The 21,447-nt window shown below is 71.2% G+C and carries 27 protein-coding genes; 15 read left to right on the top strand and 12 right to left on the bottom strand.

Features of this window, described 5'->3' with window-relative positions; all coding sequences use genetic code 11:
- Positions 1–145: 145 nt before the first annotated feature.
- Positions 146–679, top strand: coding sequence for a DUF3122 domain-containing protein (locus ACWJI7_RS00500; protein WP_479934399.1), 534 nt, complete (start codon positions 146–148; stop codon positions 677–679).
- On the opposite strand, the gene ACWJI7_RS00505 is transcribed toward ACWJI7_RS00500, so the two are convergent.
- Entirely contained in the window at positions 676–957 is a 282-nt protein-coding gene (locus ACWJI7_RS00505) for a hypothetical protein (protein WP_479934400.1), read from the bottom strand. The two genes, ACWJI7_RS00500 and ACWJI7_RS00505, sit on opposite strands and share 4 nt — an antisense overlap.
- A 182-nt stretch (positions 958–1,139) precedes the next feature.
- Here ACWJI7_RS00505 and ACWJI7_RS00510 point away from each other — a divergent pair, with 182 nt between their 5' ends.
- Positions 1,140–1,721 carry a ferritin gene (locus ACWJI7_RS00510; protein ID WP_479934402.1) on the top strand — a complete coding sequence of 194 codons (582 nt, stop codon included), beginning with the start codon at positions 1,140–1,142 and terminating at the stop codon, positions 1,719–1,721.
- Positions 1,722–1,731: 10 nt separating this feature from the next.
- Here ACWJI7_RS00510 and ACWJI7_RS00515 read toward each other — a convergent pair whose 3' ends face one another.
- From ACWJI7_RS00515 to ACWJI7_RS00535, 5 genes are all read right to left on the bottom strand, one after another.
- Positions 1,732–1,872 (bottom strand): hypothetical protein, encoded by a 141-nt coding sequence (locus ACWJI7_RS00515; protein WP_479934404.1) that lies wholly within the window; start codon positions 1,870–1,872, stop codon positions 1,732–1,734.
- Between the two features lie 113 nt (positions 1,873–1,985).
- The gene (locus ACWJI7_RS00520; RefSeq protein WP_479934405.1) at positions 1,986–2,735 is read right to left on the bottom strand and encodes a response regulator transcription factor; all 750 of its coding nucleotides are present in this window, start codon (positions 2,733–2,735) and stop codon (positions 1,986–1,988) included.
- Positions 2,736–2,848: 113 nt separating this feature from the next.
- Positions 2,849–4,216 carry a glutathione-disulfide reductase gene (gene gorA / locus ACWJI7_RS00525; RefSeq protein WP_479934407.1) on the bottom strand — a complete coding sequence of 456 codons (1,368 nt, stop codon included), beginning with the start codon at positions 4,214–4,216 and terminating at the stop codon, positions 2,849–2,851.
- Positions 4,217–4,242: 26 nt separating this feature from the next.
- Positions 4,243–4,932 (bottom strand): pentapeptide repeat-containing protein, encoded by a 690-nt coding sequence (locus ACWJI7_RS00530; protein ID WP_479934409.1) that lies wholly within the window; start codon positions 4,930–4,932, stop codon positions 4,243–4,245.
- Positions 4,932–5,237 carry an ArsR/SmtB family transcription factor gene (locus ACWJI7_RS00535; protein ID WP_479934410.1) on the bottom strand — a complete coding sequence of 102 codons (306 nt, stop codon included), beginning with the start codon at positions 5,235–5,237 and terminating at the stop codon, positions 4,932–4,934. Before ACWJI7_RS00535 ends, ACWJI7_RS00530 begins: the two co-directional genes overlap by 1 nt.
- Before the next feature lie 146 nt (positions 5,238–5,383).
- On the opposite strand from ACWJI7_RS00535, the gene acsF reads away from it, so the two are divergent.
- The 3 genes from acsF to ACWJI7_RS00550 are packed head-to-tail and all read left to right on the top strand — an operon-like array spanning position 5,384 to position 7,462.
- Complete coding sequence (gene acsF, locus ACWJI7_RS00540; RefSeq protein ID WP_479935107.1) at positions 5,384–6,439, top strand: magnesium-protoporphyrin IX monomethyl ester (oxidative) cyclase; 1,056 nt, start codon at positions 5,384–5,386, stop codon at positions 6,437–6,439.
- Positions 6,436–7,131, top strand: a complete 696-nt coding sequence (locus ACWJI7_RS00545) for a hypothetical protein (protein ID WP_479934411.1) — start codon at positions 6,436–6,438, stop codon at positions 7,129–7,131. Before acsF ends, ACWJI7_RS00545 begins: the two co-directional genes overlap by 4 nt.
- Before the next feature lie 31 nt (positions 7,132–7,162).
- Positions 7,163–7,462 (top strand): SemiSWEET family sugar transporter, encoded by a 300-nt coding sequence (locus ACWJI7_RS00550; RefSeq protein ID WP_479934413.1) that lies wholly within the window; start codon positions 7,163–7,165, stop codon positions 7,460–7,462.
- A 30-nt stretch (positions 7,463–7,492) separates the two neighbouring features.
- Here the strand turns inward: ACWJI7_RS00550 and ACWJI7_RS00555 are convergent, their stop codons facing one another.
- Positions 7,493–9,052 carry a phytoene desaturase family protein gene (locus tag ACWJI7_RS00555; RefSeq protein ID WP_479934415.1) on the bottom strand — a complete coding sequence of 520 codons (1,560 nt, stop codon included), beginning with the start codon at positions 9,050–9,052 and terminating at the stop codon, positions 7,493–7,495.
- Between the two features lie 127 nt (positions 9,053–9,179).
- On the opposite strand from ACWJI7_RS00555, the gene ACWJI7_RS00560 reads away from it, so the two are divergent.
- The gene (locus tag ACWJI7_RS00560; RefSeq protein WP_479934417.1) at positions 9,180–9,452 is read left to right on the top strand and encodes a high light inducible protein; all 273 of its coding nucleotides are present in this window, start codon (positions 9,180–9,182) and stop codon (positions 9,450–9,452) included.
- A gap of 148 nt (positions 9,453–9,600) precedes the next feature.
- Positions 9,601–9,981 carry a hypothetical protein gene (locus ACWJI7_RS00565; protein ID WP_479934418.1) on the top strand — a complete coding sequence of 127 codons (381 nt, stop codon included), beginning with the start codon at positions 9,601–9,603 and terminating at the stop codon, positions 9,979–9,981.
- A gap of 32 nt (positions 9,982–10,013) precedes the next feature.
- On the opposite strand, the gene ACWJI7_RS00570 is transcribed toward ACWJI7_RS00565, so the two are convergent.
- The gene (locus tag ACWJI7_RS00570; protein WP_479934419.1) at positions 10,014–12,923 is read right to left on the bottom strand and encodes a hypothetical protein; all 2,910 of its coding nucleotides are present in this window, start codon (positions 12,921–12,923) and stop codon (positions 10,014–10,016) included.
- Between the two features lie 72 nt (positions 12,924–12,995).
- Between ACWJI7_RS00570 and ACWJI7_RS00575 the strand changes: the two genes are divergently transcribed.
- From ACWJI7_RS00575 to rdgB, 5 genes are read left to right on the top strand one after another with little or no spacing between them, the layout of a single operon-like run.
- Positions 12,996–14,618, top strand: coding sequence for an NCS2 family permease (locus tag ACWJI7_RS00575; protein WP_479934421.1), 1,623 nt, complete (start codon positions 12,996–12,998; stop codon positions 14,616–14,618).
- Between the two features lie 55 nt (positions 14,619–14,673).
- The gene (locus ACWJI7_RS00580; protein WP_479934423.1) at positions 14,674–14,805 is read left to right on the top strand and encodes a hypothetical protein; all 132 of its coding nucleotides are present in this window, start codon (positions 14,674–14,676) and stop codon (positions 14,803–14,805) included.
- Complete coding sequence (locus tag ACWJI7_RS00585; protein WP_479934425.1) at positions 14,802–15,515, top strand: SDR family NAD(P)-dependent oxidoreductase; 714 nt, start codon at positions 14,802–14,804, stop codon at positions 15,513–15,515. Before ACWJI7_RS00580 ends, ACWJI7_RS00585 begins: the two co-directional genes overlap by 4 nt.
- A 48-nt stretch (positions 15,516–15,563) precedes the next feature.
- Positions 15,564–15,953: a hypothetical protein gene (locus ACWJI7_RS00590; RefSeq protein WP_479934426.1), complete on the top strand. Its 390-nt coding sequence runs from the start codon at positions 15,564–15,566 to the stop codon at positions 15,951–15,953.
- Between the two features lie 6 nt (positions 15,954–15,959).
- Positions 15,960–16,550 carry an RdgB/HAM1 family non-canonical purine NTP pyrophosphatase gene (rdgB, locus tag ACWJI7_RS00595; RefSeq protein ID WP_479934428.1) on the top strand — a complete coding sequence of 197 codons (591 nt, stop codon included), beginning with the start codon at positions 15,960–15,962 and terminating at the stop codon, positions 16,548–16,550.
- Here rdgB and ACWJI7_RS00600 read toward each other — a convergent pair.
- Positions 16,540–17,256 carry a BMC domain-containing protein gene (locus ACWJI7_RS00600; RefSeq protein WP_479934429.1) on the bottom strand — a complete coding sequence of 239 codons (717 nt, stop codon included), beginning with the start codon at positions 17,254–17,256 and terminating at the stop codon, positions 16,540–16,542. The genes rdgB and ACWJI7_RS00600 overlap by 11 nt on opposite strands.
- Before the next feature lie 214 nt (positions 17,257–17,470).
- Between ACWJI7_RS00600 and ACWJI7_RS00605 the strand changes: the two genes are divergently transcribed.
- From ACWJI7_RS00605 to ACWJI7_RS00615, 3 genes are all read left to right on the top strand, one after another.
- Positions 17,471–17,773 carry a hypothetical protein gene (locus ACWJI7_RS00605; protein WP_479935109.1) on the top strand — a complete coding sequence of 101 codons (303 nt, stop codon included), beginning with the start codon at positions 17,471–17,473 and terminating at the stop codon, positions 17,771–17,773.
- A 63-nt stretch (positions 17,774–17,836) separates the two neighbouring features.
- Positions 17,837–18,277 (top strand): hypothetical protein, encoded by a 441-nt coding sequence (locus ACWJI7_RS00610; protein ID WP_479934430.1) that lies wholly within the window; start codon positions 17,837–17,839, stop codon positions 18,275–18,277.
- Between the two features lie 238 nt (positions 18,278–18,515).
- Complete coding sequence (locus ACWJI7_RS00615; protein ID WP_479934432.1) at positions 18,516–18,968, top strand: VOC family protein; 453 nt, start codon at positions 18,516–18,518, stop codon at positions 18,966–18,968.
- On the opposite strand, the gene ACWJI7_RS00620 is transcribed toward ACWJI7_RS00615, so the two are convergent.
- From ACWJI7_RS00620 to ACWJI7_RS00630, 3 genes are read right to left on the bottom strand one after another with little or no spacing between them, the layout of a single operon-like run.
- Complete coding sequence (locus tag ACWJI7_RS00620) at positions 18,962–19,528, bottom strand: DUF2808 domain-containing protein (RefSeq protein WP_479934434.1); 567 nt, start codon at positions 19,526–19,528, stop codon at positions 18,962–18,964. The two genes, ACWJI7_RS00615 and ACWJI7_RS00620, sit on opposite strands and share 7 nt — an antisense overlap.
- Positions 19,525–20,175, bottom strand: coding sequence for a DedA family protein (locus tag ACWJI7_RS00625; protein WP_479934435.1), 651 nt, complete (start codon positions 20,173–20,175; stop codon positions 19,525–19,527). The genes ACWJI7_RS00620 and ACWJI7_RS00625 overlap by 4 nt, the downstream gene beginning before the upstream one ends.
- A gap of 5 nt (positions 20,176–20,180) precedes the next feature.
- Entirely contained in the window at positions 20,181–21,431 is a 1,251-nt protein-coding gene (locus ACWJI7_RS00630) for a glutathione S-transferase family protein (protein WP_479934437.1), read from the bottom strand.
- Positions 21,432–21,447 lie beyond the last annotated feature (16 nt).

The following is a 21,447-nucleotide window of genomic DNA, read 5'->3' on the forward strand; positions in this document are numbered from 1 at the left end:
GGGGGTGGGGGTCAGGATCAAGCCGGGAGGCAGATCCTTTTATCACGCTATCGTTGAAAGGACGTTATGCGCAAGTGATCGAATGGCTCATTCGACCCTGGCTCAGGCCTCGCCCAGGCCCCACGGGCTCCGGATCCGGGGCTGGATGGCCGTTCTGCTCCGCCTGGCCCTGCTGCTGCCCGTGCTGCTGCCGATGCCTCTCCTACCGATCGAGTCGGCGGCGGCCCGGGCCTCGCCGGCAGCGCCCAGCACGGCGGCCACCACCGCCGCCCGCGCCTGGAGCCTCACTGATCAGGCCAGCCAGCGCTTCTCCCTGGGCCTGTTCGAGCAGCCCGATCCCGCCTTTCCCGCCGGCTGGCGCCTGCGGCTGACCGGCCTCTCGCCTGCACTTCAGCTGGATCACAGCCAGCCCCTTCGGCTCACCGACGGCATGGGCCACCACTGGAGCCTGCCGAACCGCAGCGTGGAACTGGTGCCCCCCGGCCGCGTCGAGCTGCCGGCGGGGTCCGCCCAGTTCGATGCCGGCGCGCTGGTGCCCAGGCCCAGCCAGGCCTTTCCGCTGCAGCTCAGCCTCGAAACGGCCCGCGGGACCAGCCGGCTGATGCTCCCCGCCGACGGAGTGAAAACCCTCGGCGCCCTGCCGAGGCCGGAAGACCTCCCGCCGGCTCCACGGGCCTAGACGGCGCCGGCGACGCCGCTGCCGATCGAGCGGCGCATCACCTCCAGCAGCAGGGGCAGTTCCCAGTGGTCGGGGCCGCAGGTGGAGGCCAGGCCTTCGGTGAGGGTCTGAAGGGTGGAGAACTGGGCCCCCATCTGGATCAGCTCGGCCTGCAGACGCTGCCGGAGCAGCCGGTTGCCACAGCGGGCATGGGCCACGCTCAGCTGCCGGTGGCGGATGCCCAGATACCAGGCTCGTCGGGTGAGTTCGGCAATGCCGCCAGACCCTGCGCTGCTCACGGCCCCACGTTCAACTGCAACTGACTGTAGTTCTCAACTGAACCGCCGTTCGTCCCCCGGTTGCCGATCTTCGCGGACCCCGGGGTGTCGCCGATCACCCCGGGGCGGCGCCCACGGCGCACGGCCCAGCCCATCTGGCCCAGGAGGCCCTTTGTATGCTGAACCGAACGGCCTGATCGACGATGGTGACCACCAATCCGGCTCCAGCCTCGCGAGCGCTGGCCGAACCCCTGCTGTCTCGCCGGCCCGTGGCCCAGGCGATGGAGCCCGAGTTGCTCGCCGGTCTGCTCCATCATCTGCAGATGGAGCTGCACGCCAGTTACACCTACTGGTCCCTGGGAATCTGGTTCGCCCAGAGGGACCTGAGCGGCTTCGCGGCCTATGCCCGGGCCGAATCCGATGGGGAACGGGCCCATGCCGGCCTGTTCGCCGATTATCTGGTGGCCCGCGGCCAGGCGGTGGACCTGGCGGCGATCGATCAGCCCCGCCTCGCCTGGCTGAATGTGGAAGAGGTGTTCGAGTCGGTGTTCGAGATGGAAACCGACGTCACCACGTCGCTGCAGCAGCTTTACGGACTCGCCGAACGCTGCGGCGATTACCGCACCTCCGTGTTCCTCGATCCGATGATCCAGAGCCAGGTGGATGCCGAAAATGAGGTGGCCCACCTGCTCGGCCAGGTGCGCCATTGCGGCACGGACATGGGCGCCCTGCTGATCGTGGACCAGTCCCTGCCCGCGGGTGCGGCCCCCGCGCCGGCCGCCTGAGATCCTCGGATCAGTCGCGGCCGCAGCGGCAGCGGCCGCCTTTGTAATTCGAGCACTTGCTGCCCTTGCAGCCTTTTTTCTTGCTGTGGCGAAGCAGGGGGCAGCCGCCGCAGGTCTTGTGAAGCTCGCTCGGGGGGGTGGAAACGTCCAAGGGGCGTGCGGAAGGGGAACGGTTCAGAACCCCATCCAAGCGTCCCGGCGGGTACGCCGATGTGCAGCGATGACCGAACCCCGTGCCATTTGATACATCCGCCCGCCGGGGCGTCAGGCCGTGAGCGGATCCGACCAGCCCCCGGCGGAGGCGGGGGACCGGACGGGCAGATCGAGGCAGTAACCCACCCCATAGATGGTGGTGATGAACTCCGGCCGTCGTCGGTCGCGCTCCAGCTTGCCCCGCAGGTGCCGGATGTGGGTGCGGATGCACTCAGTGTCTTCGCCCGGCCCGTGGCCCCAGATCTCCTGGAGGATCAGGGAGAAGCGGACTGTCTGGCCGTGGCGCTGCAGCAGGCAGTGCAGCAGCTCGAACTCGATCGGGGTGAGCCGCACGGGGTGCTCGAACCAGATCGCTTCGTGGCGCTCCGGCACCAGCTTGAGGGGGCCGTAGCTGAGCACCTCGGGGGGAGCCCCGGGCCGCGGGGCCGGCCCCAGGGTGCGCAACAGCGACTGCAGGCGCACCAGCAGTTCCTCCCTGGCATAGGGCTTGGTGAGGTAGTCATCCGCCCCGGCGTTGAAGGCCCGCACCTTGTCGTCCATGCTGCCCAGGGCGGTGAGGATCAGCACCGGTGTGCGAGCGGTGCGGGGATCGTGGCGCAGGCGCCGCAGCACGGTGAGCCCATCGATCCTGGGCAGCAGAAGATCCATTGCGATCAGCTGGGGAGCCTCCTGCAGGGCCAGGGCCTGGCCCCGATGGCCATCCTCGGCCTGGCTCACCCGCCAGCCGGTCTGGTCGAGGAAGCGCCCGAGCGCATCCAGGCCGCCGCGGTCGTGGTCGATCAGCAGGACGCGGGGCTTCACGCCGTGGTGGGGTGGGGCTTGAACGGTGCTGGGATTCAGGGTAGGGACCGGGACGCAAACGTCATCTCCCCGCCTGGGGCGGCCCGATCAGCCGGCGGATCCAGACCGCCCGATCAGCCCCCCGCCATCGTGACGAACTCCTCGGCGACGGTGGGGTGAAGCGCCATGGTGCGATCGAAATCCTCTTTGGTGGCGCCCATCCCGATGGCGATCGCCGCCATCTGAATGATTTCGGCGGCATGCTCGCCGACCATGTGACAGCCCAGCACCCGCGAGCTTTCGACCTCCACCACGAGCTTGAGCAGGCAGCGGGGACCGCGCTGGGGCAACGCCTGGGCCATCGAGCGGAAGCGGGCGCGATGGATCCGGATCGCCTCCACCCCCAGCCGCTCCACCGCCGCCGCTTCGCTGAGCCCCACCGTGGCCAGCTCCGGCTGGCTGAACACGGCGCTGGCCACCAGATCGTGGTTGACCCGGCGGGGCCGAGCGCCGTACACGCTGTCGGCGAAGGCCCGCCCCTCATCCACCGCCACGGGGGTCAGATTGATCCGATCGGTCACGTCCCCGACGGCGAAGATGTGGGGCACGTTGGAGCGCTGATCGGCGTCGACCGGAATGCGGCGACCCTCGCAGGAGACCCCGGCGGCCTCGAGGTCGAGGGGATCGAGGAAGGGGGCCCGGCCGGTGGCCAGCAGCACGCCGCCACAGGGGATCCGTTCCCCGCTCGCGCTGGTCACCACCAGGTCGCCGGGGGTGCCGGTGATGGCGGCAGGGCTGTGGCAGAGGCGCAGGTCGATGCCATCGGCCTCCATGGCGTCGCGCACCGCGTCGGAGAGCTCCCGGTCGAAGCCCCGCAGCAGATGGTCGCCCCGCACCAGCTGGGTCACCGCCACCCCGAGGCCGTTGAGGATGCCGGCGAACTCACAGGCGATGAACCCCGCCCCCACGATCACCACCCGCTCGGGCAGCGACTCCAGCCGGAACAGATCGTCGCTGACCCAGCCCAGCCCGGCGCCCTCGAAGGCGGGCCGCACCGGGCGACCGCCGGTGGCGATCAGGATCCGCTGGCCCAGCAGCTCGCGCTCCGCTCCCTCGGCGCGGCGGACACCGACGCGGTGGGGATCAAGAAAGCGGCCCCAGCCGGGCACCAGTTCCACACCGGCCCGCTCGAGCAGGCCGATATGCAGGGTGTTGAGCCGGTCCACCTCCGCCCGCACGTTCGCCAGCAACCGGCCCGGATCGCAGTGAGGGGCCTCCACACGCCAGCCGTAGCTGGCGGCATCGCCGAGCAGGTGGCGGTAGGCGGAGCCGTAGACGAGCAGCTTCTTGGGCACGCAGCCCCGGATCACGCAGGTGCCGCCCACCCGATCGCCTTCGATCACGGCCACGCGGGCCCCGTGGCTGGCGGCCCGCTTGGCGGCGGCCAGGCCGCCGGAGCCGGCCCCGATCACGATCAGATCGAAACGGTCGGGGGCGGCCATGGCAGGACAGGGGCAGGGACTCCCGCTCAGAATGGTGGATCGATCACGCCAGCGGGCAGCAGGGTGCCCTCCAGGGCGGCATGGCGGAGGGTGGCACCACCGAGCTGGCAGTCCCGCAGATCGCAGCCCCTCAGATCAGCGCCCTCGAGCAACGCCTGGCGCAGATCGGCGCCGTAGAGGCAGGCGCCGCGCAGGTTGGCCCCGTGGAGCTGGGCGCCCTGCAGCAGGGCGAAACTGAGATCGGCGGCTTCGAAGTCGGCTTCGCCCAGGTCGGTGAGCTGATCGAGGCCGGAGCGGAAATCCGCCTCCACCAGCCGGGCTCCCCGCCAGCGGCTGGCCGCCGCCAGCACCCCCCGCAGGCAGCAGCGGTGCAGCAGGGCCCCGCTGAAATCGGAGCGCTGCAGCCGCGATCCCGACAGATCGGCCTCATGCCAGCAGGAGCCCTGGGCCTGCAGGCCGGAGAGGTCGGCACCCCAGAGCAGCGCCTGCTGGAATCGGGCTCCGGCCACGGTGGCCCCGCGCAGGGAGGCATGGCCGAAGCGGGCTTCGCGAAAGCAGCCGCCGCTCAGATCACAGCCGGAGAGATCCAGGTCGACCCCATCGGCATCCGGCAGCCGCAGGCCGACAAAAGCCCGGCGACCTTCCGCCAGGGCCTGGCGCAGCTCCAGCATCGTGGTCGGCAGCGCGGCGGTGTCGCCGCCCGGGCACGGGCCCATCAGAAGATGGCCGCCAGGGCATCGAGCTGCTGGCGACGGGCGGTCATCAGCAGTTTCTCGGCCTGGGCGAGCAAACGGAACACCCCCTTGTCGATGACGTCGTAGAAGACGAGGCTGCCCTCCGGGCGGCGGCGCACCACACCGGCGATCGTGAGCAGCTTCAGATGCTTGGACACCAGCGCCTGGCTGAGCCCGGTGGCCTCCACCACGGCCGTGACATTGAGGGGGCCGGCCCGCAGGGCCTTGAGCACCGCCAACCGGTTGGGTTCGGAGAAGACCTTGAAGTAGTCGGCGAGGGCTTCCATGGACGGAGGGGAACGGATCGGGGAGTCCCGGCGCCCGGCGCCGGGCCGCGGAACGCTCAGATGATATGGTAGCGCACTCCCGCAAAGACAGTTGGTCGCATTGATGGCGTGATGTAGTATCACGTTGTTGTTATGCCATGGGTGCGATGCCAGGGATCGAGGCGGGTGGGGCCATCGCCCCGACTCCGGTGGCGCCCCCCACCGCGCCCCAGGGGCGTGAGGGCCTGCTGGAGCCGCGCTTCTACACCACCGAGATTGACAAGGCGGCCCGCACCGAGCTGATCCGAGAGGGTCCGCTGTTCGAGGCGCTGCTCGCCGAAATGGAGGCCGACCACAACCGGGAGCACTTCGACCGGAAGGTTCCCCTCGATCGCCTACGGAATCTGGACCCTGGGCAGAAGGCCGCCTATGAGAGCTACCTGGTGCGCTCCTGCGTGTCGGAGTTCTCGGGATTCCTGCTGTTCAAGGAGCTGTCCCGGCGGCTGCTCCAGGCCGGGCGACCCGACCTGGGACGACTGTTCCAGCTGATGGCCCGCGACGAAGCCCGCCATGCCGGGTTCCTGAACCGGGCGCTGGTGGCGGAGGGCATCACGATCGATCTGCCGAAGCTGAGCGCCAACCGGCCGATCACCTGGTTCCCGCTCAGCTGGGTGCTCTACAGCGTGTTCCTCTCGGAGAAGATCGGCTACTGGAGGTACATCCTGATCGACCGTCACCTCAAGGCCCACCCCGACCACCGCATCGCGCCGCTGTTCGATTTCTTCGAGCCCTGGTGCCAGGACGAGAACCGCCACGGCGACATCTTCAACCTGCTGATCCGCTGCTGGCCGGGCCTGCGCCGGGGGGTCCGCGGTCAGCTGCTGAGCCGGTTCTTCCTGTGGTCGGTGTTTCTCACCCACAGCCTCACGGTGTGCGAGCGGGGTGACTTCTACCGGATCCTGGGCATGGACCCCCGGCGCTTCGACCGGGAGGTGATGACCCAGACCAACCGCGCCGCCCGCCGGGCCTTTCCCTGGGTGTTCGACCTGGAGAACAGCCGCTACCTGGAGCTGCGCGACCAGCTGGTGCACCGCTTCCAGGAGCTGCAGGCCGGCCGCGCCGCCGGGGAGGGGCCCCTGCCGCAGCTGGGGCGGCGGCTGCGCTTCGGAGCCCTGCTGCTGCGCCAGGTAATGCAGCCGATGGTGCGGGTGGAGGCGGCATGAGCACCCTCCCCCTGGAGCGCCCCCGGGTCTTCATCGGCTACGACCACCGCGAACGGGTGGCCATCAACGTGCTGGCCGATTCGATTCAGGCCCACTCCAGTGTCCCGGTGCTGATCGGCCAGGTGCGGCTCGATCAGCTGCGGGGGGTGTACAGCCGGGCGCGCGATCCCAGGCAGAGCACCGACTTCTCCTTCAGCCGCTTCCTGGTGCCCTGGCTGGCCGACTATCGGGGCTGGGCCCTGTTCGTCGACGCCGACATGGTCTGTCTCGGCGACATCGCCGAACTCTGGGCCCAGCGCGAGGAGCGCTACGCGGTTCAGGTGGTCAAGCACGAGCACATCTGCGAGGCGGGGCTGAAGTTCCAGGGGATGCCGCAGACCCCCTACGGCCGCAAGAACTGGTCGTCGGTGATGCTGTTCAACTGCGCCCGCTGCAGGGCCCTCACCCCCGAACGGGTGAACACGGCCAGCGGCCTGGAGCTGCACCAGTTCCACTGGCTGCCCGATGGGGCGATCGGCGGATTGCCGGCAGCCTGGAACGTGCTGGTGGGCGTCCAGCCCCTGCCCCCGGAGCCGAAGATCCTCCACTACACCCTGGGCGGTCCCTGGTTCGACGACTGCCGTGCCATGGCCGAATCCGACCGCTGGCTGCAGGCCCGCGCGGCGATGAACCAGCCCCTGAGCCCGACATGATGCGGGGGCAGACCCTGCCCCGACCCGTCCCATGGCCCCGCTCCTGCCGGTGACGCTGCTGGGATACGCCGCGGCGAGCCTCACCACCTTGAGCTTCTTCCCCCAGGCCATCAAGACGGTGCGCAGCGGTGACACCCGTGGCATCTCGCTGGGTATGTACGCCCTGTTCACCGCCGGGGTCAGCCTCTGGGCGATCTACGGGCTGGCCATCGGCGACGGCCCCCTGGTGGCCGCCAATGGACTCACGCTGGTGCCGGCGCTGGTGGTGCTGGAGCGGAAGCTGCGGGCGCTGCGTCGCAGCGAGGGGGCCCGCCTCTGGCGCGGCTGGTGAGGGGGGACCTGCGGGCCCGGCGAACGGGCTTCAGACCTCCAGCAGGCCGATCGATTCGAGCAGCGCCCGCTGCCGGGCCGCCGGCACGAAGCTGTGGGCCGCCATGGCGCCGCTCACCGCCACGGGTGGCACGCCGATGCCCGGGAAGACCCCGGCACCGCAGAGCATCAGGTTCGGGATCGGGGTTGTCCCACCCGGGAACGGTCCCCGTTCGGCGCCCAGGGCGGGCCCGTAGCTGCCCCGCTGGACTCTGAGGTAACGCCGGTGGGTCTGCGGAGTGCCGTGCAGCTCCAGCACGACCCGATCGGCCAGGTTCGGCACGATCTGCCCCAGCACCTCGCGGAAGATGGCGCAGCGCTCCTGCCTGAGCCGCGCGTAGGCGGCGCTGCCGGGCTCCAGATCGCTCCAGAGCCCCCAGGGTTCATTGGCGGGGGTGTAACCGTGCAGCACCTGGTGGCCGGCGGGGGCCAGGGAGGGATCGAGCAGGGAAGGCATCGAGAGCACCACCATGTTGCGCTCGGCGCCGATGCCCCGCTCCCAGTCCCCGACCCAGACGTGGTGCATGGGGAGATCGAGGGGTCCGTCGTCCCGGAGCCCCATGTGGACATGGAGAAAGCTGGCGCAGGCGGGCGTGGCGGCGCGCTGGCGGCGCCAGCGGACCGGCAGGGCGTGCTCGGGCAGCAGGTCCAGGGTGTCCCAGGGACTGGCGTCACTCACCACACCGCGGCGGGCCGTGATCGTGCCGCCATCACCGAGACGCACGCCGATGGCCCGGCCGTCGGCGACCAGGATGCCGCTGACGGGTGCGCTGGTGCGGAGGGCTCCGCCCTGGCGCTCCAGGGCCCGCACCAGGGCCGCCACGACCGCCGGGCTGCCGCCGAGGGGGTACTCAAGGCAAGCGCCGGGCTCGAACCACTCGCCGAACAGGGTGGTCATCGCTGCGGCGCTGGTCTGATCCATGGGCAAGCCCGAGATCAGAAAACTGAGCATCTCCACCCAGCGGAGCAGGAAGGGATCCCGCAGATGACGTCGCGCCATCGGGCCGAAGGCGCCCCCGAGTGCCGCCAGCCGCGGGCCCTGGAGCATGAGCCGAGCGGAGGCGCGGGCTCCGAGCACCCCCGCCAGGCCCAGTCCAGGGCGCAGCGCCAGCAGGGGCAGGGAGGCCGTGGCCCGGCAGTAGGGCTGCAACCAGGTCATGAAGGCCGCCCATTCCGAGGCGGCAGCCTGGCCCCGCAGGCACCGCACCGTGTCCAGGAAGGGCTCGGGACCGACGCCGATGCGCAGCTGACCCTCGGGGAGCAGCAGCCCCCATTCCCGGTAGCTGGCCACCGGGACGGATTCACCCAGGGCGCGCAGCACCTGGGCGAGCGGGTTGGGGCTGGGCCAGCGGCCGAGGCCACTCCAGAGGGAGGGACCCGACTCGAAGCGAAAGCCCCGCCGCTCGAAGCCGTGGGCCGCGCCCCCGGGACGGTCGTGGGCCTCGAGCACCAGCACGTCGAGGCCGTGCAGGGCGGCCAGGGCGCCGCAGCACAGTCCGCCCAGGCCGCTGCCGATCACGACCAGGTCACAGGCGACGGCGGGCGGGGGCAACCGGGTCCAGGCGCAGCGGGGACTCCGATGATGCCCGACTCGCCGGGGGACAGCCCCACCCGGATCCGGGGGGCTTTTACATTCCGCAACAATGCGTTACAGTCTGTTCACACCCCGCGAGATCCCCATGGCCCAGGCCACCGCCACCGCTCCCGTCACCGCCGCTGAGCGCGCCGCCATCCGGGGCGCCACCGTCACCACCGAGGACGGGGGGCGTCTCAACGCCTTCGCCACCGAGCCCCGCATGGAAGTGGTGAGCCCCGAGAACGGCTGGGGATTCCATGAGCGCGCCGAGCGGCTCAACGGCCGCATGGCCATGCTCGGATTCATCGCCCTGCTCGCCACCGAAGTCGCCCTCGGCGGCGAGGCCTTCACCCGCGGCCTGCTCGGCATCGGTTGAGCAGGCCCACACCGCCCTCGGCATGATCGGAACACGCCCATCCCGTGTCTCCCCCATGCCAGGGTCCCCACCACCTCTGGCGACAGCCGAGCGATCCAGGCCCGCCCCGTTTCAGCCGCCCGTCTGGCTGCCATGCCTTCTACTGCTGGTGGGGCTGTTGATCGCCAGACCCAGCGCTGCCTGGTCGTCCCTTCCCCAGCACTACAGCTGCGGCGGAGACCCGCTGCTGGCCCGGGTGGAGACCCGTTTCGACCTGTTCGGTGAGCTGGATCCACTCCCGGCATCCGGCCCTCCGGACTCCCTGGTGGTGTTGCAGTGGCGCAATCTCACCCTGCAGCTGCCCCGCAGCCAGGACCCGGGGCCCGCCAGCTACACCAACGGCACCTGGACCTGGGATGGAACCGATTCCCGCCATCCCCGTCTCTCCCTGTTGCGCGAGGAGCGACAGGACTTTCCTTGTACCCGTACGGGCACTGCCAACCTCCGCGCGGTCAGGCGGGCCTGGGATCGGGCCCATCGCATGATCTGAGTCTCTTGCTCCTGGACGGGGCCGCGGAATGCCTACCCCTCAAACCGTCCGGGGAAACGGTTGTAGAGGGCGTTCATCCCCAGCATCAGCACCCCCACCCCCACAAAGATCGCCCCTTTCAGGCCCAGGTCGGCGCTGGCCAGGTCCACGCTGAGCAGCCGCAGCAGACAGAACGCCAGACCGGCCAGCGCCGCGTAGCGCAGCTGGTTCCTGCGCAGCACGGCGCTCAGGGCGAACACCAGGAACGCCTGCGCCGACCAGAGCAGGGTCAGCAGCGGCCCCTCGAAGCGCCACAGAATCGCCAGGGCCAGGGCCAGCAGGATTGGAACGTCCACCGCGGCCAGCCGCTGGCGGTTGACCCGGAGCCCCAGCTGGCCCAGGCCGGCCAGCCCCGCCGGAACGACCCCGTGGTCGACGGGAAGGGTGCTGCGGTGATGGACCAGCAGCACACCCAACTGCAGGAGCAACGCCGTCGCGGTGAGCGGATCCGACCAGGCCGAGCCGTCCTGGCGCCCGAGCCGGATGGCCTCGATGGCCCCGAGCACCTGCAGCAGGCCGACCCAGGAGAAGGGCAGGGCATAGAGAGGGACGCGGGCATCGAACAGCCGCACACCCCAGCGGCTGAGCAGACCGAGGGCCAGCAGCGGCCAGGCCACCGCCCCGGCCAGGGGGCTCAGCTCGGTGCGCACGATCACGACCACCACCAGCAGGATCAGCTCGACCAGATAGGGGTGACACCGCTGCCAGGTCATGCTCCCCAGCAGCCGGCCCCGGGCCCGCAGCCGCCACCAGCGCAGCAGCACCCCCAGGGAGAGCAGCTCCACCCCCAGCCGGGCCGGCAGCGGTGTGCTCCAGCCGGGGAGCAGCAGGTTGGCCGCCGGCAGGATCTGCAGGGGCCAGGCCAGGGCCAGCGCCGCCACCGCCAGCAGGGCCAGCCACAGCACGGCCCGGGAGCTGGCCGGTGGCAGCCGATCGGCGGCGGCGGGCAGCGGCAGCACCAGCAGCAGCCAGGCCACCGCCGGCAACAGCGGGGAGAGTGGGGCGAGCAGGAGCTGACCGCCCAGCAACAGATCCAGACCAGCCAGCAGGATCCCCAGCTGGCGCAGCCTGCCCTCGCCGCCGGCGGCCACCAGCGCCAGGGCCAGCCCCAGCAGCGGCAGCCAGCGCAGGGCCAGGGGGGCCGCCGCCCAGGGGGCGCCCAGCGCCAGGCTCAACCAGGACAGCCCATGCACGGCGAGGCTGGCGCCGGCCACTCCACGGGGCAGTCCAGGGGAACGCCAGCGCCGGCTCAGCAGCAGCAGCGCTCCCACCGCCGGCAGGGCCACCGCCTCCAGCCGCCCCAGGGCCAGGCCCTGCACCGAGGCACTCAGGCTGAGCCCGCCGGCCAGCCAGCCCAGGGCAGGCATCGGACGCACCCCTGGCGGTTCCGAGCCGTTCTCCCGATCGGCGCGGGTCACGGAGCTGGCCGCCGCCGCCGCGGCTCCCACCAGCAGGACGGCCGTGTTCTGGGAGACGCTCGGCGCGATTGCCGGGATCAGCCCCACCAGGATCAAGAGCAGGCCGGAGGCGACCACCAGCGCCTGACCCACCCGCCGCAGCAGCGGGTCGGCCTCCTCACCGGGCACGCGCAGCACCAGCAGGCAGAACAGGAACAGGGCCAGCAGCAGCAGCAGGCCATCGGCCAGCAGGGGCGCCAGGCTGAGCAGAACGCAGACCCCCAGCAGCTGGGCCAGCAGGGCATCGCAGCGCTGGAGCCAGCGGCAGCCACGCCTGGCGGCGGCCCCGGCCAGGTGCAGGGCGGCCAGGGCTCCCAGGGCGCAGCCCAGGGCCCGGGCGGTCGGCTCGTCGGGATAGGTCACCAGAGCCAGGGTCAATCCCGTCCAGCCGGTGAGATGGACGAGCAGGGACATCGGGGCGAAGCCCGGCCGCGGCGGTCGCCGCAGCTGCTCGAGCAGGGCGATGCCGCCGAACAGGGCCACGGCGGCCACCAGACCATCGGAGCGGAGCCCGACATTGCGGAAGGGGAGATCGGTGCGCACATACCAGAGCAGGTGCTGCAGCGCCGCGGCCAGGCTCACCGCCAGCAGCTGGAGATCCCAGCGGCGCAGGAGCCCCAGGGCCAGCCCCAGCAGGGCGATCAGGGTGGCCAGGCCCAGGGCCATGGCCGAGGGGGGCACGATCGCCAGCGGCAGCAGACAGATCACCACGTGGAAAGCCGCCAGCCCCTGGGCGCGAGCCCGCCAGGCCAGGGCGAGATTGACGCCGATGCCGAGCAGCAGCAGCCCCAGCGCCAGGGCTGGATCCTCCACCCAGCGCAGTCCGACGCCCGGCAGCCCGCTCGAGGCCGCGCCGGCGAGCAGGGCGATCGCGCCGGCGGCGCCACGGATCCACTGGCCCAACTCCTTCCAGCCCCGCTGCCGCTCCACCCAGACCGACAGGCCCGCCAGGGCGGTCGCCAGGGCCACTGCCAGCAGAAAGCGATGGAAGGGCCCGAAGCGGATGGCGGTGTGGATGAACAGGAACGTGAGACCGGCCACCACGGCGGCGGCGCCAAGCCGTCCGGTCCAGTTCTCGATGCCCCGCTCCAGTCCCCGCCAGGCCGAGGGGCCGGCCGCCGACGGACGCTGACGGTTCGGCTGCCGCGGGTCCGGGCTGGGCGGGACGGGACGCGCCGGCTCGGGGGGGGGCGGCACCACCGGGGTTCGGCTCTCGCCGACGGTCCCCTCCGGCTCCGGGCAGGCCAGTTGTTCCTCCAGCCGCCGCAGGCGCTGCTCGAGCCGGTTCAGTCGCTCCCTCTCCTCCGACAGCGCACCCCCCGGCGGCGGGGTCGGGCCGAGCCAGCGGTGCAGCACCGCCACGATTCCCACCAGGGCGAGAACCAGCACGGCCAGCGCCCCGGCGGCCAGGGCCAGGAGCACAACGAACAGGAGGACGACCTCCATCACGACACCGCGACGGTCAGAGGCCCCGAAGGGGAACCGGCATCATCGGGGAGGACACGGGAAAGAGACCGCATGGGCGACCGGGGACCCCGCTGGCTGGTGGCGGGTGACATCGACGGGCTGCTGGGCCTCGGCCTCGACAATCTGATCCAGATTCTCCTGATCCTCGGCCTCTGTCGGGGCGTGCTGGGGTATCCCGATCCGCTGATCTTCGGGGTGATCCTGCCTGCCACAGGCCTGAGCCTGGTGGTGGGGAACGGGGCCTATGCCTGGCAGGCCTACCGGCTGGCCCGCTCGGAGGGACGCAGCGACCGGACGGCGCTCCCCTACGGCATCAACACGGTGAGTCTGTTCGCCTATGTGTTCCTGGTGATGCTGCCGGTGAAGCTCACGGCCCTGGGCCAGGGGCTGGACGCCGCGTCCGCGGTGCGACTCTCCTGGCAGGCGGGGCTGGTGGCCTGCCTCGGATCCGGTCTGATCGAAACCGGCGGCGCCTTCTGTGGGGCGGCGGTGCGGCGCTGGGTGCCGCGGGCGGCCCTGCTGGCCACCCTCGCCGGCATCGCCCTGGGCTACATCGGCCTGGGGTTCCTGCTGCGCACCTACGCCGAACCGGTGGTCGGGTTGGCCGTGCTGGCCGTGATCCTGCTCACCTACTACGGCGGCGTGACCCTGCCCCTGCCCGGAGGGTTGGTGGCGGTGCTGCTGGGAATCGTGCTGGCCGCGGCCACCGGCCTGCTGCGCATCGATGCGGCCAGCTGGCAGGCGAACCTCGCCCAGGTGGGCTGGCACACCCCCGCGCCCCAGCTGGGCGCCCTCTGGCAGGCCCGCGGCCAGCTGCTGCCCTGGCTCGGCGTGATCGTGCCGATGGGGCTGTTCAACATCCTCGGCTCCCTGCAGAACCTGGAGAGCGCCGACGCAGCCGGGGACCGCTATCCGGTGCGCAGTTCGCTGCTGATCAACGGTATGGGCACGATCGTGGCGGCCGGCCTCGGCTCCTGCTTTCCCACCACGATCTACATCGGCCATCCGGGTTGGAAAGGGATGGGCGCCCGGATCGGCTACTCCTGGCTGAATGGCCTGCTGATGGGGCTGGGCTGCCTGCTGGGGGTGTTCGGGCTGGTGGGGCAGCTGGTGCCGATCGAGGCGGGAATGGCCATCGTGCTGTACATCGCCCTGGTGATCGCCGCCCAGAGCTTTCAGGCCAGCCCCGCCGCCCATGCCCCGGCCGTGGTGCTGGGCCTGCTGCCGGGGCTGGCGGGCTGGGGGGCGCTGCTGATCAAGGCCTCACTTCGGGCCGGAGGGGCCGGAAGTGCGGATCGGCCCTTCGGGGCCGACCTGCTGGAGCCGCTGCGGCAGGTGGACGTCTGGGCGGCAGGGGCCTTTGCCCTGGAGCAGGGCCAGATCGTGGCGGCCATGCTGCTGGCGGCCCTGCTGGTGTATGTGATCGAGCAGCGCTTCCTGGCGGCCGCCACCTGCGCAACCCTGGCGGCCGCCGCCTCCTGGTTCGGCCTGATCCACGCCTGGCGCTTCACGGCCACCGACACCGTCCTGCAGCTGGGCTGGGGCAGCGGCGGCCGCTGGGCCCTCGGCTACCTGGTGATGGCCCTGGTCTTCGCCGGCGCTGCGGCACTGCACCGGCGCAGCGGCCCGGGGGCCCGGGGGAGCGATCCTGGGAGGGGAGCACCTCCCGGGTGACGCGGGAGCCGGGGCGGCGCCGTCCTACAGCGGAGACAGATCTGGAGGCGAGCCCATGGTGCTCAGGCCCTGCAAGCAGGCCCGCCTGGTGAGTGCGCTCACGGTGGAGGGAGTCCGGGATCCCGTCATGACCACCGTTCAGGGACCTCTCCCCGGCGGGGAGACACGGCAGGATCCGCAGCGGTGACGGAGACGACGGCGCCACGCACCCTGTTGATCAGCGGCGCCAGCCGTGGGATCGGCCAGGCCATCGCCCGGCGCCTGCTGGCCGATGGGCACCGCCTCGCGCTGGGGGTCCGGAATCCCGGCGCCCTCGCCGGCACCGACCTGGCCGACTCCGGGCGGGTGCTCCTCCATCCCTACGAGGCCGAGGATCCCAGCTCCGCCTCCGCCTGGGTGGCCGCCTCCGTGGAGCGGTTCGGGGCGTTCGACGGCCTGATCCACTGTGCCGGGGTGTTCTCCCGCCTCGGAGTGCAGTTCTCCGACGCGGACGCCGCCGAGCCGGAGCGGCTCTGGCGGGTGAACCTGATGGGTCCCTGGTGGCTGAGCCGGGCCGCCTGGCCCCAGCTGAGCGCCAGCGGGCGGGGCCGGGTGGTGACCCTGGTGTCGATGAGCGGCAAGCGGGTGAAGGGCCACCTGGCCGGCTACGCCACCAGCAAGTTCGCCCTGATGGGACTGTGCGAGGCGATGCGCAACGAAGGCTGGGAGGACGGCATCCGCGTCACAGCGATCTGCCCCGGCTGGGTGAACACCGAGATGGCAGCGGCGGTGCGGACCCTGCCGAAGCAGGCCATGACCCAGCCGGAAGATCTGGCCGCCCACGTCAGTCTCCTGCTGCGGCTGCCGCCGAGCGCCGTGCCGTTCGAACTGGCGATCAACGCCCTGCTGGAGCACTGATCACTCGGGCGGGCTCTGCGCAAGGATGCCCCCACATCGCCAGATCCCATGGCTCGCCTGATCGTGGTGCTGAAACCCCGAAGCCCAGCGGCGGGCCATGAGCTGATCGGGAAACTGATGCCCGCCCTGCTGCAGCTGGGCACCGAGATCGACCACCAGGGGCCCGTCCATCTCAGCGCCCTGATGCGGGTGCCCCCCCAGGGCATGGCCGTGCAGCTGTTCGCCGACGTCCAGCCCCAGGCCGACGGACCGGAACTGGACGTGGTGCTGATGAGCAGCGAGGCGATGGCCCGGGGGGCGCCGCTCACCCTGCGGGCCCTTCATGCCCTGATCGCCCTGCTGCCCGACCACGCCGACGACCTGGAGCTGATCTTCCGCTCCGACCGGGATGGTCCCCTGCCCCGCCAGGTCCCTCCCGCCCCGTCCAGGGGCCGCTGAGGGCTGATGAGCGCCCCGGTGCTGGTGATCGCCAGCGGCAACGTCAACAAGATCCGCGAGATCGTCGCGATGCTCGACGCGGTGGATCTCCAGGTGATGGCCCAGCCCGAGGGCCTGGAAGTGGAGGAGACCGGCCAGACCTATGCCGAGAACGCGCGGCTGAAGGCGGAGACCGTGGCCCGCCTGACCGGCCGCTGGACCCTCGCCGACGATTCGGGCCTTGACGTCGACGCCCTGGGTGGCGCCCCGGGGATCTACTCGGCCCGCTACGCCCCCACCGACGCCGAGCGGATCGCCCGGCTGCTGCGGGAGCTGGAGGGGGTGGTGTACCGCAGCGCCGCCCTGATCAGCGTGCTGGCCCTGGCGGACCCCGCCGGCCGGATCGTCGCCGTGGCCGAGGGCATCTGCCGAGGAGAGATCCTCCACCAGCCCGTGGCCGCGGCCGGCTACGGCTACAACCGCCTCCTCTATGTGCGGGAGGCCGGCTGCAGCCTCGCCGAGATGACACCCCACCAGCTCCACCGGCTGAGCAGCCGGGCCAAGGCGGCCCGGCTGCTGGCCCCGGAGCTGCGGCGACGGCTGGGGATCAGCGGTTGACCAGCTCGACGGCGCGCATCGCGGCGGCGGCCGCCTCATCGATGTCCCCCTCGCGACCGGCGAGGGTGAGGCGCCCGTAGGCACCCACCGCCTTGACGTCGACCACGGTGATGTTGGAGGCCTTCTCGGCCTCGTTGGCGGCGATCAGCACGTAGCCGGCCGGCTCGGTCTCGAGGATGAACATGCTCATGCCGGCCTGGATCATCGAGCCGCGGCGGTTCTGCCGGTTGATCAGCACCGCATGGTCGGGGGTGATGGCCCGGATGATCTCATCCCAGGTGACCTCGCAGCGACCCCGCCGCTCCACGCTCGTTCCCATCGCCTCCACCACCGCCTCACCGGAGAGCAGCACGCTGCTCTGATCGCGGTGATAGAGCGCCAGGGAGCCGAAGGCCCGCTCCACCACCTTCTGGCCCAGCCGCACGGTGCTGGCCTTGAGGGCGATGTCGGTGAGGCGGTGCACCGCCATGCCCGGGGAGACCTCCAGCCAGAGGCAGGCGTCGCCGGGGATCGGCAGAAACCCCTGGGACACGGTGCCCATGTAGGCCGCCAGCTGGGGCTGCAGCGAATCGAGAAACACGTAGGCGCGCAGCTCGATGGTCTGGCGCTGCTGCAGCGGAGGAGCGTGGCTGCCAGTGAGGGGGAAGCGGCTGGAGCGGTCGGGATCGTTCGGGGATCGGGGTTCAATCCGTGACGAACGGGGCATCAAGCTGACCAGGGGGGACCGAACGTGCAACGGACTGCCGGGGCAGGTCCATTCCCCAGGAGACTGGGTTCTCAAGGAAGCAGGGGGATCCTACCGTTCGGTCTTCTCCCTCCTCGGAGCACCGCCGGGACCGGCGCGATCCCCACTCGGTGGGATGAGATACACCTGGGATGGGTGCAGCCGCTATCACGGGGTGACCATCGAGGGCGTTCCGATGCTCACACCCTCCACCCGCCTCCGTCTGCAGGACATCATCAAGAGGATCCGCCTGCAGCGAAGCGTCTCGTTGCAGGAGAGGATCTACGTGCAGAAGTTCGCCGATCGGGATCCCGGCGTGGCCAGCTGGCTGCGGCGTGCCCAGCGCAGCGCCAGCCTCGGGGTGGGAGCCGACGGGCTGGATCGCTTCCTGGCGGAACTGGACCTCGGGGAGACCGATCCGAGCCAGACCTTTCGTCCGGAGAGTGATGATCTGGGCGACTGGTTCGGCGGGGCGCCCCACTGGCTCAAGCGCAGCTGAGCTCCCTTGCGGGCCGCTCAGGAGCCGGTACCTTCGGCTCCAGACCCTTCTGAGGCAGCGGCCGTGGCGAGCACACCCACCAGATCGGCCGCCGCGGTGGCCCAGCCGTCCGACGGCACCTCCTTCTCCGAGTGGATCAGTGGAGCGATCGAGCAGGGGGTCAAGCCGGAACAGGCGCTGGCCGTCGTGGGGCTCGGATTGATGCGGGGCATGGGGAGTGGCGCCGTGGACCTGCCCCTGTTCGAAGGCGAGATGGAGGGGGAGGCGAACGTTCAGGTGCTCAAGAACCGGCTGGAGACGATCTCCCTGGCCATCGACACCGGAGCGCCGCTCTCCACCCAGGAGGTCACCCAGCTGCTGGGAGCCCGGCCCGGCACGGCGGTGGTACGCCGGGCCGGCGTCACGGCCCGGCGGCTGAGCCGCAACGTCTGGCAACTGAGCCGGTCCTCCGAGACCGAGCGAACCGCCGCCGGTTACAACGAGGGGTTCCGGCGCCGGCTCTGAGCCTGCCGTGTTGCGTTTGGTCACCTGCCGGCGGCGTCGGCCGCCCGGCACAGCTAGTTATGAAGGACCGACGCACCCTCCACCCCGTCGGCCCCAGAGCGTGCCCGCCCCCACCATGGGTGTGGTTTCGCTCCGGAAAAGCCCCCGTGCGTCCGACGGGGGCTTTTCTGTGGGTCACCGTCGGCCCCGGCCGGCAGCCAGCTGGGGCCATCCAACGATCTGAACCGCCGCCGGAGCGATGACGCCTGCGCCGCCCCGCTTCCATCTCGCCTTCCCCGTGCACGACCTGGAGAGCACCGAGCGCTGGTATGTGGACGGGCTGGGCTGCCGGCGCGGCCGCCGCAGCCCCGAAGCACTCGTGCTTGAGCTGGGCGGCCACCAGTTGGTGGCCCACCTGGAGAGAAGCGCCGCGAAGCCTCAGCCGGGCATCTATCCCCGTCACTTCGGCCTGGTGTTCAGCACCGAAGGCGAACTGGAGGGCCTGGAGCGGCGGGCCCGAGCGCGCGATCTGCGCTTCGGACTGGCTCCCCGCACCCGCTTCAAGGGAACGGCGCTGGAGCACCGCAGCCTGTTCCTGATCGATCCTTCCGGCAACTGGCTGGAGTTCAAGCACTACCGCCACCCGGAGGCGATCACCGGCCTGGGCGACCTGCCGCACGTGGGGGACCCGGCTCCACCCTCCCGTCAGTAGTCGAGGCTGTTGTAGATCGGCATGCGGGCGAATCCGACCGCCTGCGGCACCGGGTCGGCTCCGGCTGGCTCCGCCGTCACGGCGAACTGGTAAAGGTCGGCTGCCGCCGGGTTGCGGTAGGGGCGCAGCGCCACGGTCACCGTCTGGCCGGGGCCGGGCGGGGTGGAGAAACGGATGCGGAACTGACGGCGCTCGTCATCGAAATCCGCTTCGATGGGCAGGGCTGGGCCCTCCCGGCGGGGCTGGCCCAGAAAGGCCCGGGTGCGGGAGACATCGAAGGAGAACTGCCAGTCAACCCCGGCGGTCTGACGGATCTCCAGGGCCCCCAGTCCGGCGCCGGCGCTCTCAGGCATCTCGATGGTGAAGTAGTACTCCCCCCCGCTCTGGAACACCGTGGAGTAGTAGTTCCGGAAGGTGATCCGCCAGGGCGCCTTCTCGAAGTAGGTGCGTCCCCTCAGTTCAAGGGCGCCGGCGGGGGCCTGGACCGGCAGGATCAGGCCAGGCATGGCCAGAGCGAGCAGGGCAGCGGCCTTCAGCAGCCGGTGTCGAGGGCCTGTCATGGCAACTCCGATGGGGGTTGGTGGATCAGTCGACTCTCCCAGCGGGAGAGCAGCCACGGCACAAGCACGACGGCCATCGCCAGCAGCAGGGCAGCCAGGCCGAAGCCGGCCACTCCGTCGAGGAGCCGCTCCAGGGGGATCCAGCGCCCTCCTAGCCAGGCCAGGCTCACCATGGCGGAGGCCCAGAGCACGGCCCCGAGCAGATTGGCCACGAGAAACCGCCGATAGGGCATCCCCACCGCACCGGCGATCGGGCCGGCCAGCACCCGCAGCAGCGCCACGAAGCGGCCCAGCAGCACCACCCGTTCCCCATGGCGCAGGAACCGCTCCCGCAGATGCTCCATCGACTCGCCCGGCTGGCGCAGAAGGGTCCCGACCCGCAGCACCAGGTCCCAGCCGAGGCGACGGCCGAGCAGATAGCCGAGGTTGTCCCCCAGCACCGCACCGGCCACGGCCGCCCCGATCACGCCGGGGAGCCGCAGCTCGCCGCTGCCGGCGGCGTAGCCCCCCAGCAGGGTGAGGGTCTCCCCCGGCAGGGGCAGGCCGGCGTTTTCGAGGAGCATCCCCGCGAAGACGACCAAATATCCCCACTGGCGCAGCAGCTCCTGGAGCTGGTCGATGCCGAAGGAGTCCAGGTGGGCAGGCATGGCGCTCAGGACACCGGTTGAACCGTCGGCTCGTGGGCCAGGAACGGGCGAGGATCCTGGTCGCGGCGGTGCCGCACGGGCAGCGGGGGCCCGGAGGCCGGGTCGCCGGCCGCAGTGCGCTCCAGGGCCTGGCGGAGCCGCCGGGCGGCATGGAGCGACATGTCGCGAGGGACGCTGATACGGTCGCGCAGATAGCGCAGGCCGGTCCCCGAGCCAGGAGGCGCGGAAACGGCCACACCCGTGGCCAGCAGGGTGAGGGCGGCGCGGAGGGCGCGATCGAAGCGCTCGCCCCGGTCGGGATTGACGGTCATGATGGCCCGGCGGTGGCGCAGCACCCGGGCGAGCGCCTCGAGGGCCGCCCCCTCCGGTTCCGGGGCGGAGCTTTCGGGATCCGGGCTGGCCACGGGCCAGGGCCCCTGATCGACCCGCCGGCCCCAGGCCTGCTGCTCGGTGGACCCGCTGGCGTAACACCCGCCCATCTGGGGGGGAAGGTCGTGGGCGTGGGTGTGGAAGTCGCTCTGGGTGCCCCGATAGGTGGAACGCGTCTCCATGGCCTGGAACCAGCGATCGATCGCCCCATGGCGCTCCCGCAGGGCATAGCCCTTGTAGTAGTAGAGGCTGGCGTTCATCCGCTCGATATAGGGGGTGAACACCAGATCGGCGCTGCTGAAGTCGGCCAGCAGATAGGGCCCCGGAGTCAGCTCCAGGGCATCGGCGACCAGCGCCGCCACCCGATCGAACTGCCCGGCGGCGCGCTCCTCGTCATGGGGCGAGAGGGACGGGGTGCAGAGCCACTGGCACCAGGCCCGGAAGAGCACCCGCTCCAGCTGACGGAGCGGCAGGACGGCCGGATCGCCCAAGCCGGCCCCCACGGGTCCAAAGGCCCCCTCCAGCGCCAGCAGGATGTCGTCGCTCTCGGTGATCAGCCGGCCGTCGAGCGCTAGGGCGGGCAGCATGCCGGAGGGCACCAGGCGCCGGAACCAGGCCTCCTTCTCGCCGTAGCAGACCATTGTGACCTTGCGGATCCGGTAGGGAATCCGCCGCTCCTCCAGCCAGAGCCACACCTTCTGGCAATAGGGGCACCAGGCGTGGTGGTCACGGAAGAGGGTGACCCGCACGGCGGTGTCCGGCTGCCCGAACAGGCGCAGGAGGGCCTGGGCGTTGGTGGGCCCGTTGACCCGGTCGGACTCCGGTGGAGCGAGAGCCTCTAGCTCCGCCCAGCCCAGCGGCTCGGAGATGACGGACGGCGGCGGCATCGCGGCAGGAAGTCGA

This window comes from Cryptocyanus atlanticus LEGE 06306 (assembly GCF_056633155.1).

Coding starts and splice junctions, on each gene's coding strand:
- ACWJI7_RS00535 (WP_479934410.1), bottom strand. CDS start 5,237: ATGGAAGCCCTCGCCGACTACTTCAAGGTCTTCTCCGAACCCAACCGG.
- ACWJI7_RS00510 (WP_479934402.1), top strand. CDS start 1,140: ATGGTGACCACCAATCCGGCTCCAGCCTCGCGAGCGCTGGCCGAACCC.
- ACWJI7_RS00500 (WP_479934399.1), top strand. CDS start 146: ATGGCCGTTCTGCTCCGCCTGGCCCTGCTGCTGCCCGTGCTGCTGCCG.
- ACWJI7_RS00545 (WP_479934411.1), top strand. CDS start 6,436: ATGAGCACCCTCCCCCTGGAGCGCCCCCGGGTCTTCATCGGCTACGAC.
- ACWJI7_RS00570 (WP_479934419.1), bottom strand. CDS start 12,923: ATGGAGGTCGTCCTCCTGTTCGTTGTGCTCCTGGCCCTGGCCGCCGGG.
- ACWJI7_RS00625 (WP_479934435.1), bottom strand. CDS start 20,175: ATGCCTGCCCACCTGGACTCCTTCGGCATCGACCAGCTCCAGGAGCTG.
- ACWJI7_RS00550 (WP_479934413.1), top strand. CDS start 7,163: ATGGCCCCGCTCCTGCCGGTGACGCTGCTGGGATACGCCGCGGCGAGC.
- ACWJI7_RS00630 (WP_479934437.1), bottom strand. CDS start 21,431: ATGCCGCCGCCGTCCGTCATCTCCGAGCCGCTGGGCTGGGCGGAGCTA.
- ACWJI7_RS00580 (WP_479934423.1), top strand. CDS start 14,674: ATGGTGCTCAGGCCCTGCAAGCAGGCCCGCCTGGTGAGTGCGCTCACG.
- ACWJI7_RS00590 (WP_479934426.1), top strand. CDS start 15,564: ATGGCTCGCCTGATCGTGGTGCTGAAACCCCGAAGCCCAGCGGCGGGC.
- ACWJI7_RS00560 (WP_479934417.1), top strand. CDS start 9,180: ATGGCCCAGGCCACCGCCACCGCTCCCGTCACCGCCGCTGAGCGCGCC.
- acsF (WP_479935107.1), top strand. CDS start 5,384: ATGCCAGGGATCGAGGCGGGTGGGGCCATCGCCCCGACTCCGGTGGCG.
- ACWJI7_RS00600 (WP_479934429.1), bottom strand. CDS start 17,256: ATGCCCCGTTCGTCACGGATTGAACCCCGATCCCCGAACGATCCCGAC.
- ACWJI7_RS00620 (WP_479934434.1), bottom strand. CDS start 19,528: ATGACAGGCCCTCGACACCGGCTGCTGAAGGCCGCTGCCCTGCTCGCT.
- ACWJI7_RS00575 (WP_479934421.1), top strand. CDS start 12,996: ATGGGCGACCGGGGACCCCGCTGGCTGGTGGCGGGTGACATCGACGGG.
- ACWJI7_RS00615 (WP_479934432.1), top strand. CDS start 18,516: ATGACGCCTGCGCCGCCCCGCTTCCATCTCGCCTTCCCCGTGCACGAC.
- gorA (WP_479934407.1), bottom strand. CDS start 4,216: ATGGCCGCCCCCGACCGTTTCGATCTGATCGTGATCGGGGCCGGCTCC.
- ACWJI7_RS00605 (WP_479935109.1), top strand. CDS start 17,471: ATGCTCACACCCTCCACCCGCCTCCGTCTGCAGGACATCATCAAGAGG.
- ACWJI7_RS00530 (WP_479934409.1), bottom strand. CDS start 4,932: ATGGGCCCGTGCCCGGGCGGCGACACCGCCGCGCTGCCGACCACGATG.
- rdgB (WP_479934428.1), top strand. CDS start 15,960: ATGAGCGCCCCGGTGCTGGTGATCGCCAGCGGCAACGTCAACAAGATC.